Below are 11322 nucleotides of genomic sequence, written 5' to 3'. Positions count from 1 at the left end.
GGGCCACCCGCTGGGCGCCTCGGGCGGGCGGATCCTGGGCACCCTGGCCCGCACCCTGCAGGCCACCGGTCAGCGCTGGGGCGTCGCCGCGATCTGCATCGGCGTCGGCCAGGGCCTGGCCGTCGTCCTCGAAAACGTCACCACCGCCGCATCGGCATAACCCGCCGCCCTAAGGAGAACGCAGCCATGCTGAATTTCATTGACACGGTCGGCGAGGCCGTCGCCGGCATCAAGGACGGCTCCACCGTCATGATCGGCGGCTTCGGCAACGCCGGCCAGCCGTTCGAACTCATCGATGCGCTGCTGGAGTGCGGCGCCACCGACCTCACCGTGGTGAACAACAACGCCGGCCAGGGCGACCAGGGCCTGGCCCTTCTGATCAAGGAGGGCCGGGTGAAGAAGATGATCTGCTCCTTCCCCCGCCAGTCCGACTCCTGGCACTTCGACGCCAAATTCAAGGCCGGCGAGATCGAGCTCGAACTCGTCCCGCAGGGGAACCTCGCCGAGCGGATCCGCGCCGCCGGCGCCGGGATCGGCGGCTTCTTCACCCCCACCGGCTACGGCACCATGCTCGCCGAGGGCAAGGAAACCCGCTTCCTGGACGGCAAATGGCAGGTGTTCGAGACCCCGATCCACGCCGACGTCGCCCTCATCAAGGCGCTCACGGCGGACGGCAAGGGCAACCTCGTCTACCGCAAGACTGCCCGGAACTTCGGTCCCATTATGGCCGCCGCGGCCAAGCACAGCATTGTCCAGGTCTCGGAGATCGTGCCCACGGGCGGCCTGGACCCGGAGGTCATCGTGACCCCCGGAATCTACGTCAACAGCATTGTGAAGGTGGCCTGAGATGAGCATCCCGACAAATGACCAGGCAGGTGTCCGGACCATCCAGACGTCCGACAAGCCTCTGGGCCGTGACGACCTCGCCCGACTCGTGGCAAAGGACATCACGCCCGGATCCTTCGTGAACCTCGGCATTGGCCAGCCCACCCTGGTCTCCAATTATCTGCAGCCGGAGCAGAACGTCACGCTCCACACCGAGAACGGCATGCTCGGCATGGGCCCGGAAGCCACCGGGGACCAGATCGACGGCGACCTCATCAACGCCGGCAAGATCCCCGTGACCGAACTGCCCGGGGCGTCCTACTTCCACCACGCGGACTCGTTCGCGATCATGCGCGGCGGGCACCTGGACATCTGCGTGCTCGGCGCCTTCCAGGTCTCCGCCACGGGCGACCTCGCCAACTGGCACACCGGCGCCCCGGACGCGATCCCCGCCGTCGGCGGTGCCATGGACCTCGCCACCGGCGCCAAGGACGTCTTCGTCATGATGACGCTCCTGACCCGCGACGGTGCGTCCAAGCTGGTGGAGACGTGCACGTACCCGCTCACCGGGATCGGCTGCGTGACCCGCGTCTACACGGACAAAGCCGTCTTCCTGACCGGACCCGATGGCGTCCAGGTCCGGGAAACCTTCGGTTGCACCCTCGAGGAACTCCAGGACATGGTTCCCGTCCCGCTCCGGGCCGCGTCCCCGGACGGAAGCTGACACCCTGCGCGGGGACACCCTGCGCCCGGATAAAGTGATGCGGGACCGGGAGGCGAGAAATGATTGAGGCAGCCAAGAGCGGCGGCGCGCCCGCGGCCAGCGACCAGTACGTGCAGTCGCTGGCGCGCGGGCTCGCCGTGATCCGCGCCTTCGATACAGAACACCCCAAGATGACGCTGACCGAGGTCGCGGCCCGGACCGAACTAACCCGGGCCACGGCCCGGCGGTTCCTGCACACCCTCGTGGAACTGGGCTACGTCCGCACCGACGGCAAGGTCTTCGCCCTGACCGCCAAGGTGCTGCAACTCGGCTACGCCTACTTGTCCGGGTTGTCCCTGCCCCAGCTCGCCCAACCGCACCTGGAGGAACTCTCGCTCGAACTGGGGGAGTCGACGTCGGCCGCAGTGCTCGAAGGCACCGACATCGCCTACATCGCCCGGGTATCCACCCGGCGGATCATGACCGTCGGGATCACGGTGGGCACCCGCTTCCCCGCCTACGCGACCTCGATGGGCCGGGTGCTGCTCGCGGCCCTGCCGCCGGCCAAGCTGGATGAGTACCTCGCGGCCGCCGAGATCCGGCCCCTCACGCCCGGGGCCATCGGGACCCGGGCTGACCTCCTGGCGGAACTGGACACGGTCCGCGCCCAGGGCTGGTGCCTGCTGAACCAGGAACTGGAGCTGGGACTGATGTCCATCGCGGCGCCTGTCCACGACGGACCCAAGGTGGTGGCGGCCGTCAACGTCTCGCTACAGGCCCAGGCGGTGTCCGCTCAGCCCGACCCCGAGGCCTACCTGGCTGCGGTACGTGAAGCGACCCTGGCCGCGGCAGAACTCATCTCAGAGGACCTGACCTCGGGCCGGTGAAGCCCCCTTGAGGACCGGCCAGCCGGTCAGGCAGGCGGATCTGAGATGGGCCCCGTTGAGACCCGGATGGTGACGCCCGCGGGTTCGTCACTGATTTTCAGGTGCAGGTCCCGGCCCACCAGTAGGGTGTGGATGTCGTCGCTGCCTTCCGGCGCGATCTGCTCTGCCAGCCGCGTGACGGCCAGTGCCATGGCCCGGCCCCAGTCGTGGGGATCCATGCTGGATGATTCAGCGGTCGCTGAATATTTCTCTGGTTCAGTCATCTGCCCCCGCTTTCGGTGTCCGGAGCGTAGGCTCCGGCACATCAGGAGGCCCAGTCTAGTGACACCGCCCAGCCGGCGTCCACGAATCCCGCCAGCCCTGCACAGATTGCGCGGGCACTCCGGCTAGGATTTCACTTCGGGACCTCTCCCGCCATTCGCCCCAAAGGACGCCATGACTGAGAACAACACCGCGACGTCGGAGACCCCGGAGACCACGGACAGCACGGGGTCCAGGCGCGCCGCCGTGATCATCAACCCCATGAAGTCTCCCGGAGAGAGCTTCCGCGCCTCCTTCTTCCGCCTGTGCGAGACCCAGGGCTGGGCCGAGCCGCTCTGGCTGGAGACCACCAAGGAAGACACCGGTCTCGGCCAGGCCCGCGACGCCCTGGAGGCGGGAGTCGACGTCGTGATCGCCGCGGGCGGCGACGGAACAGTCCGCTGCGTGGCGGAGGTCCTTGCGGGCACGGGGACTCCGATGGGCCTGGTACCGATGGGCACCGGCAATCTGCTGGCCCGCAACCTCGGGGTCGACATCACCGACCCCGTGGCCGCCAGCTACGACGTGCTGAGCGGCACGGACGCCAAAGTGGATGTGGTGAAGGCCAGGCTGGACCACGCCGAGGAGGAGCACACCTTCCTTGTCATGGCAGGACTTGGCTACGACGCCGCGATCATGGCGAACACCGTGGATCAACTCAAGGACCGCGTGGGCTGGCTCGCCTATGTCGAAGCGGGCATCCGGCATTTGCCGGGCAAGCCCATCAGGGCGAAGATCAGCATTGACGGCCAGCACCCGGTGCGACGCCGGATCCGCAGCGTCATGGTCGGAAACTGCGGCAAGATCATGGGCGGCGTGGAGATCTTCCCCGACGCCAAGGTCGACGACGGCATCCTCGACGTCGTGATCCTGGCCCCCGTTGGCCGGTTCGGCTGGCTGGGCGTGCTGGCGGGTGTCTTCGGCCGGAACAACCCCAAGAACGCCTCGGTCGAGTACTTCGCCGGAAAATCAGCCGAGATCGAGCTCGCCCACGAGCAGGAATTCCAGCTCGACGGCGACCCCCTCGGCAAGGCCAAACACCTCAGCGTCACGGTGGAACACGAGGCCCTCACGGTCCGGATGACGGCTGTCTAGCTGGGCCAACCGAGTACTACCCGGACGCTGGGCCGAGCGGTCGTTCGCAAAGGCAAGTAATCAGCACTCGTGACGGGCGGCACGGGCACCGGCTTGTATAGGCAGTGGCATCACAGAGATGCTGCCGTCTAGCAGTAGGGGTTGGCCGTGGCGATTCCATCCGAAGAATCCGAGCTCATGGCCTCGCCGGCCCCTCTCCGGGTCGCCGTCATCGGCGCAGGTTACTGGGGGCCCAACCTGGCCCGCAATTTCAAGGCGGCACCCGACTGGGAACTGGCGGCCATCGTGGACATGGACCGCGCCCGGGCCGCTAAACTCGCCGCAGCACACGGCGACGTCGCCGTCTGCGGGTCCGTCGGGGAGCTCCTGGACACGGTCGACGTCGACGCCGTCGCCATCGCGACACCGGCCCACACCCACCACGGCATCGCCCTCACGGCACTGCGTGCCGGAAAGCACGTCCTGGTTGAAAAGCCGCTCGCGGACGCCCGGGCCAAGGGCCTGGAAATGGTCGCCGAAGCCGAGACCCGCGGCCTGGTCCTGATGGCGGACCACACGTACTGCTACACCCCGGCCGTCCTGAAGATCCGGGAACTGATCGCCGACGGCTCCCTGGGCGAAATCCTGTTCATCGACTCCGTCCGGATCAACCTTGGGCTCGTCCAGCCGGATGTGGACGTCTTCTGGGACCTGGCCCCGCACGACTTGTCCATCCTCGACTTCATCCTTCCCGGCGGCCTCAGGCCGGCCGAAGTGTCCGCTCACGGCGCGGATCCGCTCGGCACCGGCAATGCCTGCGTGGGCCACCTGACCTTCGCACTGTCCGGCGGCGGGATGGCCCATGTGCACGTGAACTGGCTCAGCCCCACCAAAATCAGGCAGCTGGTGGTCGGCGGTTCCCGGCGCACGCTGGTCTGGGACGACCTGAACCCGCAGCAGCGGCTCAGCGTATACGACCGGGGGGTCAGCCTGGACGCCCAGTCGCGGTCCGCGGCGGAGCGGAAGGCATCGGCCATTTCCTACCGGCTGGGTGACACCTGGTCCCCTGCCCTGCCCGAACACGAGGCACTCGGCCAGATGGTGGCCGAATTCGCCAGCAGCATTTGGCAGCAGCGGCCCGCACGGACCAGCGGGGCCGCCGGGCTGCGCGTACTTTCGGTGCTGGAGGCAGTCAGCAGCAGCCTCGGCGCCGCCGGGCGGCCCGCCGCCGTAACAGGGAACGAATTTCAGCTGGAAGGAACACGATGAGCACACTGCAGGGGGCCACAGTCCTGGTGACCGGCGGGGCCGGAACCATCGGGTCCACAATTGTTGACCATTTGCTCGCCGCCGGAGCCGGGCGGATCGACGTCCTCGACAACCTCGTCCGCGGACGCCGGGCCAATCTCGATGACGCCATGGAAAGCGGGCGGGTGCACCTGGTCGAAGGCGACCTCCGCGACCGGGACCTCGTCCACGACCTCACCCGCGGCACGGACATCGTGTTCCATCAGGCCGCCATCCGGATCACCCAGTGCGCCGAGGAACCCCGGCTGGCCCTGGAAGTCCTCGTGGACGGAAGCTTCAATGTGCTCGAGGCCGCGGCCGAACACCGGGTCGACAAGCTCATCGCCGCCTCCAGCGCCTCCGTCTACGGCATGGCAGAGGAGTTTCCGACCACCGAACGCCACCACCACCACAACAACGACACCTTCTACGGGGCGGCCAAGTCCTTCAACGAAGGCATGGCCCGCAGCTTCCGGGCCATGACCGGGCTGGACTACGTCCTGCTGCGCTACTTCAATGTCTACGGGCCCCGGATGGACGTCCACGGCCTGTACACCGAGGTGCTGGTGCGCTGGATGGAGCGGATCGCGGACGGCCAGCCGCCGCTGATTTTCGGTGACGGGTTGCAGACCATGGACTTTGTCCACACCAGGGACATCGCGCGGGCCAACATTCTGGCCGCGGGAAGCGGAATCCGCGAGGGCGTGTACAACGTCGCCAGCGGTTCCGAGACGAGCCTGCTGGAACTCGCCGAGGCGCTCCTGAGGGCGATGGATTCGGACTTGCAGGTCGAACACGGCCCGGACCGCGCCGTCAACGGCGTCGTCCGCCGGCTGGCGGACACGACGGCGGCAGAACGCGATCTCGGCTTCACCGCCGAAACCGGGCTGGAGAAGGGACTGCGCGAACTCGTCGACTGGTGGCGTCCGCTGCGCCGCGAGATCGCCGCCGCCCGGGTGGGAGGCGTGCGGTGACCATCGAGCAGGACCAGCTCCAAGACCAGGTGCTGAGCCGGATCAACGTCATGAAGCCGTGGCTCGGAACCGAGGAAGCCGAGGCCGTTGCCGAGGTGATCGCCTCAGGCTGGGTGGCGCAGGGCCCCCGGGTGGCCAGGTTCGAGGACGCTTTTGCCGCAGCGCAACAGGCGCCGCACGCCGTCGCCGTCTCCAACTGCACCACCGCGCTGCATCTGGCGTTGAAAGTTGCCGGCATCGGGCCCGACGACGATGTCGTGGTTCCCTCCTTGTCCTTCATTGCCACCGCAAATGCCGCCACGTACGTGGGGGCCCGGCCGGTGTTTGCCGACGTCGAAGCGGATACCGGGAACGTGTCCGCACGCAGCCTCGCGGCGGCCCTGACGCCGGCCACCCGGGGCGTGATCGTGGTGGACCAGGGCGGCATGCCTGTGGACCTCGACCCGATCCGCGAGCTCTGCGACCCACTGGGTATCACGGTGATCGAGGACTCCGCCTGCGGGGCAGGGTCCACCTACCTTGGGCGTCCGGTCGGGGCGGGGGCCGAGCTCGCCGCCTGGTCCTTCCATCCGCGCAAAATCCTCACCACGGGCGAGGGCGGCATGTTGACTACCCGGAACCCGGAATGGGCCGCCCGCGCGCGCCAGCTGCGGGAACATTCCATGAGCGTGTCGGCAAACGACCGGCATGCAGCGCTGCTGGCCCCGGCCGAAGAGTATCTGGAGATCGGCTTCAACTACCGGATGACGGATCTGCAGGCGGCCGTCGGGCTCGTGCAGCTGGGCCGGCTTCAGGAAGCCGTCGCCCGGCGCCGCGGAATCGTCGCCGGCTACCGGGCCGCCCTGGCCGATCTCGACGGCCTGCGGTTCAGCCAGGATCCCGCCTACGGCACCAGCAATTTCCAGTCGTTCTGGTTCGAGGTCCTGCCGGACTTCGGGCTGGGAAGGGAGGAACTGCTCGCTCATCTCGCCCGCGACGGCATCTCGGCGCGGCGCGGCATCATGGCGGCGCACCGGCAGCCGGCCTACGCCGGACGGGACACCGGCAAGGCCGATTTGTCCGTGACGGAACGGCTCACGGACAACACCGTCATCCTTCCCGTCTACCACCAGTTGACGCCGGACGAGCAGTTCCGGGTAATCCACTCCCTGCGGATGGCCGGCGGGCGGAACCATGGATGAGTTGCTCCTCATCGCCGCGAGCGGCCTGGCGCGTGAAGTGCTGGCCGCCGTCCGCGAGGGCGGACGATTCAATGTCATCGGGATCCTTGACGACGACGCCGGCAGGGCCGGAACCGTCGTCGACGGTACCCGCATCCTTGGCCCGGCCAGTGACGCCCTCCGCTATCCGGAAGCCGGCATCGTGGTCTGCGTCGGCGCCGGCAGAGGACGCGCCCGGATTGTGGATCGGCTGGCCACCCTCGGCATCCCGGACCGCAGATACGCCACGGTCCTCGATCCTTCTGTCCGGATCCCGGCTGGATGCACGATCGGCCGCGGCAGCGTCTTGCTGGGCCACGTCACCCTGACCGCCGGGGTCACGCTTGGAGAGCACGTGGTCGCGATGCCCGGCGTGACGTTCACTCACGACGACGTCGTGGAGGACTTCGCCACGTTCGCCGCCGGGGTTTCGCTCGGCGGCGGTGTCAGGGTCGGGCGCGGCGCCTACCTGGGCATGAACGCCAGCGTGCGGGAAGGCTCCTCGGTGGGCGCGGGCGCCACCATCGGCATGGGCGCGGCCGTACTGGCCGACGTGCCCGAGGACGAGACCTGGGTGGGTGTGCCGGCACGGGTCTTACGGGCCGGAATTCAGAGTGGAACGGCGGCCTAGTCCCATGGGAGTCCGCACTGCAGCCCCAGATCAGGTGATGCATGCATCGCAAAACCTCCACCCGAACGCGCGCCACGGAGTGCTCGTGCTGCTGACCCTCTATCTGGCAGCCCTCGGTTGCATCGGTTTCTGGCCCACGCCGGTGGACCGGCCACTCTCCGGCTTCCTGAACGACATTCTCTCGGCCTTGCAGGAGCACAGACTGACGGCGGGAATCGACTACCACGTTGTGGAGGGCACGGCCAACGTCCTTCTCTTCATCCCACTTGGCCTATTCCTGGCCCTCTTGTTGCCGGTGCGTAAGTGGTGGTTGGCTGCCCTGGCCGGCCTCTTCACTTCCGCGGCGATTGAAGCTGTCCAGTTCCTGCTGCTCAGTCAGCGCCAGGCCAGCTTCCGGGACGTCGTCAACAACTCCCTCGGCGCATTGCTGGGCGCCCTGATCATCAGGCTGGCGCGCACCCGGCCGCGGGCACCGAAACCTCAGCCAACCCCCAGTCCAGGAACCCCCGACGGCAGGAGCGACATGACAACGGTGGCCGACTCAGCGGACGTGGCCGAAACGGCCAGCATCGGTGAGGGCACCCGCATCTGGCATCTTGCCCAGATCCGCGAGGACGCGGTTCTGGGCAAGAACTGCAACATCGGCCGTGGCGCGTATGTCGGACCGGGAGTGGAGGTGGGGGCTGACTGCAAGCTGCAAAACTATGCGCTGGTCTATGAGCCCGCCCGCCTGGCCGACGGCGTCTTCGTCGGTCCTGCGGCAGTGCTGACCAATGATCTGCACCCGAGGGCCATCACCCCCGACGGCACGCTCAAGGGCTCGGACGACTGGGTGGCCGTCGGGGTCAGCATCGGCAAAGGGGCCTCCATTGGCGCCCGTGCCGTGTGCATCGCCCCCGTCTGCATCGGCGAGTGGGCCACCGTGGCGGCAGGCGCCGTCGTGACCAAGGATGTACCGGCCTTCGCCGTGGTTGCCGGCGTGCCCGCACGCCAGATGGGTTGGGTGGGGGAGGCCGGGCATCCGTTGAAGCAGGACGACGGCGGAAGCTGGCTCTGCCCGGTCACCGGGCGCCGGTACGTCGAATCCAACGGGCAACTACAGCCCGAGAAGATCTCCTGAGGGAGCGAAGACTTATGGCTGACAAAGTGGTTTTAGGGGGCACCCCCGTGGATCTTGTGGATCCGGAAGCGGCCCTTGATGTCATTCTGGACAGGGCGGCCGGGCCCGGTGACCGTCCGCTTGCCGTGGCGTCAGTGAATCTGGACCACCTTCATCATTTCGGCACCGGGGGGCGCTGGGCGGGGACCCTGCACGCGGACCCCGCCAGCACCGCCGACTGGCTCTATCTACTTGACGGTGCACCCCTTGTTGCCCAGTCGCGGAGGCTTACCAGGCGCCACTGGCCCCGCCTCGCCGGCAGCGATCTCGCGGCTCCGCTGTTGGCCCGCGCGGAAGACCGGGGCCTCCGCGTGGGGTTCCTTGGCGGGTCGGACGAGAGCCACCGGCTCCTGACGGCCAAAATCGCCCGGGAACATCCGCGGCTTAGGGTCGTGGGGATGTGGTCGCCGTGCCGGGAAGACCTCGCCTCGGCGGAAGAATCGAAACGGATCGCCGGCCGCATTGCCAGCTCCGGCGCGCAAATACTATTTGTCGGTCTGGGCAAACCCCGCCAGGAGCTCTGGATGGACCGGTATGCAGGGCTCACCGGCGCGGGCGTCCTCCTGGGCTTCGGTGCGGCGGTGGATTTCCTGGCAGGTCGGGTGAGCCGCGCTCCCCAATGGGTGAGCGACCACGGACTGGAATGGGGCTTCCGGCTGGCCTTGGAACCTCGGCGCTTGGCCGGACGCTATCTGATCGACGGGCCTCCGGCGTACGTCAAACTTCGCACCCGGTCCTGCACGGTTACGCCCACCCTTCCCGAACAACCGCCTACTGGCGTGCCGGCCCACAGAACTCCGGGCTACTTCACCGGGCCCGACGGATCGGCGGACGTTGCGGCTGTCATCGTTACGTACAACAGTTCCCGCGACATCAACGGCCTGCTGATGAGCCTGCGCACCGAAACGCGGGATCTGACCCTGCGAGTCCTGGTCGCAGACAACTCCTCCATCGACGGCACGCTGGGGCTGGTCCGCCGCCGTCACCCTGACGCCATCGCGTTCCCGACCGGAGGCAACCTGGGATACTCCGGCGGCATTAATGCCGCCATGCGGCGGGCTGGGGACGCGGCCACCGTGCTGGTGCTCAACCCCGACCTGCGGGTGGAACGAGGCAGCGTCAGGACAATGCTGCATAGGCTGCAGGCCTCAAAGGCGGGTGCCGTTGTGCCCCGGTTGGTCGATCCGAGCGGGGCCGTCAGCCCCACGCTGCGCCGCGAACCGAGCATTGCGCGGAGTCTCGGTGATGCCTTCCTGGGCCGGCGCGCGGCCAGCCGGCCGGCGTGGCTCGCCACGAGTGATTTCGACACCGAAAGCTACGCCCATCCACACACTGTTCATTGGGCAACGGGTGCCGCGCTGATGGTGCGGCGTGCAGTGGCAGATGCCCTGCCATGGGACGAATCCTTCTTCCTCTACTCCGAGGAGGTCGACTTCTTCCGCCGCCTGCGGATGCTGGGTGAAACCATCTGGTATGAACCTGCCGCAACCATGACCCATGTGGGTGGGGGGTCCGGCGCGTCACCGGAGTTGAACGCCTTGCTTGCGGTCAACTGCATCCGCTACATCCGCAAATACCATTCGACGGCCTACGCGGGGGCCTTCCGCGGCGCCGTGGTCCTGTCCGAAGCTCTTCGGTCCTGGAAGGCCGACCGCAAGGGCGTCCTGTGGACGGTGCTGAACGAACAGCTTTGGGCCAGCCTTCCCGGGCCCACCAGCGAGGCGCATGTTGAGGACTTCCCGCACGGTTCCGTGATTATTCCGGCCCACAATGAGTCCCAAGTGATTGCGCGGACCCTGGCGCCTCTCGCTCCGTTGGCGGCGGCCGGAGTAGTAGACGTGTTCGTCGTCTGCAACGGCTGCGCCGACGACACGGCCGAGATCGCCCGCGGCTTCGACGGCGTGACGGTGCTGGAGATTGACCAGGCGTCCAAGTCCGCTGCGTTGAACGCGGGCGATGCCGCCGCCACCCGGTGGCCGAGGCTCTACCTGGATGCCGACATCCAAATCACCCCGGCAACTGTTCGGGACGTGCTGGCCGCTCTGGCTCCCGGTGGCCTTCTGGCGGCGCGCCCGGCTGTCCGGTTTGACCTGGAGGGTGCCCATCCGCTGATCCACGCCTACTACGGCACCCGCCTGCGGCTGCCGTCGGCACGAAGCGGGCTCTGGTCGGCCGGCGCCTATGGCATTTCTGAGCGCGGGCATGACCGGTTCGCGGAGTTTCCCGACTTCATCGGGGACGACCTCTTCGTGGACCGGCTTTTTTCGCCGTCCGAGAAAGCCG

11 protein-coding genes and 2 pseudogenes are annotated in these 11322 nt (G+C 67.8%); 12 read left to right on the top strand and 1 reads right to left on the bottom strand.

Annotated features, from left to right (window positions below):
- The 4 genes and pseudogenes from AC1DBQ_RS17910 to AC1DBQ_RS17895 form a co-directional block, all read left to right on the top strand.
- A pseudogene (locus tag AC1DBQ_RS17910) lies at positions 1-160 on the top strand (3-oxoadipyl-CoA thiolase); the annotation flags it as partial.
- 26 nt (positions 161-186) lie between these two features.
- The gene (locus AC1DBQ_RS17905; protein WP_476929795.1) at positions 187-846 is read left to right on the top strand and encodes a 3-oxoacid CoA-transferase subunit A; all 660 of its coding nucleotides are present in this window, start codon (positions 187-189) and stop codon (positions 844-846) included.
- Position 847: 1 nt separating this feature from the next.
- Complete coding sequence (locus AC1DBQ_RS17900) at positions 848-1549, top strand: 3-oxoacid CoA-transferase subunit B (RefSeq protein ID WP_476929794.1); 702 nt, start codon at positions 848-850, stop codon at positions 1547-1549.
- A gap of 59 nt (positions 1550-1608) precedes the next feature.
- Positions 1609-2415 (top strand): IclR family transcriptional regulator domain-containing protein, encoded by an 807-nt coding sequence (locus tag AC1DBQ_RS17895; protein WP_476929793.1) that lies wholly within the window; start codon positions 1609-1611, stop codon positions 2413-2415.
- A gap of 26 nt (positions 2416-2441) precedes the next feature.
- Here AC1DBQ_RS17895 and AC1DBQ_RS17890 read toward each other — a convergent pair whose 3' ends face one another.
- On the bottom strand, positions 2442-2678 hold the full coding sequence (locus AC1DBQ_RS17890) for a hypothetical protein (protein WP_091248303.1): 237 nt from the start codon (positions 2676-2678) through the stop codon (positions 2442-2444).
- A 172-nt stretch (positions 2679-2850) separates the two neighbouring features.
- On the opposite strand from AC1DBQ_RS17890, the gene AC1DBQ_RS17885 reads away from it, so the two are divergent.
- The 8 genes and pseudogenes from AC1DBQ_RS17885 to AC1DBQ_RS17850 all read left to right on the top strand — a co-directional run.
- A complete protein-coding gene (locus AC1DBQ_RS17885; RefSeq protein ID WP_476929792.1) occupies positions 2851-3810 on the top strand; it encodes a diacylglycerol/lipid kinase family protein in 960 nt (319 codons plus the stop codon).
- 177 nt (positions 3811-3987) lie between these two features.
- Positions 3988-5058, top strand: coding sequence for a Gfo/Idh/MocA family protein (locus AC1DBQ_RS17880; RefSeq protein WP_476929798.1), 1071 nt, complete (start codon positions 3988-3990; stop codon positions 5056-5058).
- Positions 5055-6050 carry an NAD-dependent epimerase/dehydratase family protein gene (locus AC1DBQ_RS17875; protein ID WP_476929791.1) on the top strand — a complete coding sequence of 332 codons (996 nt, stop codon included), beginning with the start codon at positions 5055-5057 and terminating at the stop codon, positions 6048-6050. Before AC1DBQ_RS17880 ends, AC1DBQ_RS17875 begins: the two co-directional genes overlap by 4 nt.
- A 50-nt stretch (positions 6051-6100) precedes the next feature.
- Positions 6101-7231 (top strand): DegT/DnrJ/EryC1/StrS family aminotransferase, encoded by a 1131-nt coding sequence (locus AC1DBQ_RS17870; RefSeq protein ID WP_476929797.1) that lies wholly within the window; start codon positions 6101-6103, stop codon positions 7229-7231.
- The gene (locus AC1DBQ_RS17865; protein ID WP_476929790.1) at positions 7224-7880 is read left to right on the top strand and encodes a NeuD/PglB/VioB family sugar acetyltransferase; all 657 of its coding nucleotides are present in this window, start codon (positions 7224-7226) and stop codon (positions 7878-7880) included. The genes AC1DBQ_RS17870 and AC1DBQ_RS17865 overlap by 8 nt, the downstream gene beginning before the upstream one ends.
- 4 nt (positions 7881-7884) lie before the next feature.
- Positions 7885-8322: pseudogene (locus tag AC1DBQ_RS17860) on the top strand (VanZ family protein); the annotation flags it as partial.
- Between the two features lie 81 nt (positions 8323-8403).
- Positions 8404-9000, top strand: a complete 597-nt coding sequence (locus AC1DBQ_RS17855; RefSeq protein WP_476929796.1) for an acyltransferase — start codon at positions 8404-8406, stop codon at positions 8998-9000.
- Positions 9001-9014: 14 nt separating this feature from the next.
- A partial coding sequence (locus tag AC1DBQ_RS17850; protein ID WP_476929789.1) for a WecB/TagA/CpsF family glycosyltransferase occupies positions 9015-11322 on the top strand: 2308 nt, incomplete at its 3' end.

It is taken from the genome of Arthrobacter sp. 10T413_2 (assembly GCF_056394205.1).
This window is presented reverse-complemented; position numbering and strand designations above follow the sequence as displayed.

Excerpts from the sequence above, each read along its gene's own strand:
- AC1DBQ_RS17880 (WP_476929798.1), top strand. The coding sequence starts at position 3,988 with ATGGCCTCGCCGGCCCCTCTCCGGGTCGCCGTCATCGGCGCAGGTTAC.
- AC1DBQ_RS17855 (WP_476929796.1), top strand. The coding sequence starts at position 8,404 with ATGACAACGGTGGCCGACTCAGCGGACGTGGCCGAAACGGCCAGCATC.
- AC1DBQ_RS17895 (WP_476929793.1), top strand. The coding sequence starts at position 1,609 with ATGATTGAGGCAGCCAAGAGCGGCGGCGCGCCCGCGGCCAGCGACCAG.
- AC1DBQ_RS17905 (WP_476929795.1), top strand. The coding sequence starts at position 187 with ATGCTGAATTTCATTGACACGGTCGGCGAGGCCGTCGCCGGCATCAAG.
- AC1DBQ_RS17865 (WP_476929790.1), top strand. The coding sequence starts at position 7,224 with ATGGATGAGTTGCTCCTCATCGCCGCGAGCGGCCTGGCGCGTGAAGTG.
- AC1DBQ_RS17870 (WP_476929797.1), top strand. The coding sequence starts at position 6,101 with ATGAAGCCGTGGCTCGGAACCGAGGAAGCCGAGGCCGTTGCCGAGGTG.
- AC1DBQ_RS17885 (WP_476929792.1), top strand. The coding sequence starts at position 2,851 with ATGACTGAGAACAACACCGCGACGTCGGAGACCCCGGAGACCACGGAC.
- AC1DBQ_RS17900 (WP_476929794.1), top strand. The coding sequence starts at position 848 with ATGAGCATCCCGACAAATGACCAGGCAGGTGTCCGGACCATCCAGACG.
- AC1DBQ_RS17875 (WP_476929791.1), top strand. The coding sequence starts at position 5,055 with ATGAGCACACTGCAGGGGGCCACAGTCCTGGTGACCGGCGGGGCCGGA.
- AC1DBQ_RS17890 (WP_091248303.1), bottom strand. The coding sequence starts at position 2,678 with ATGACTGAACCAGAGAAATATTCAGCGACCGCTGAATCATCCAGCATG.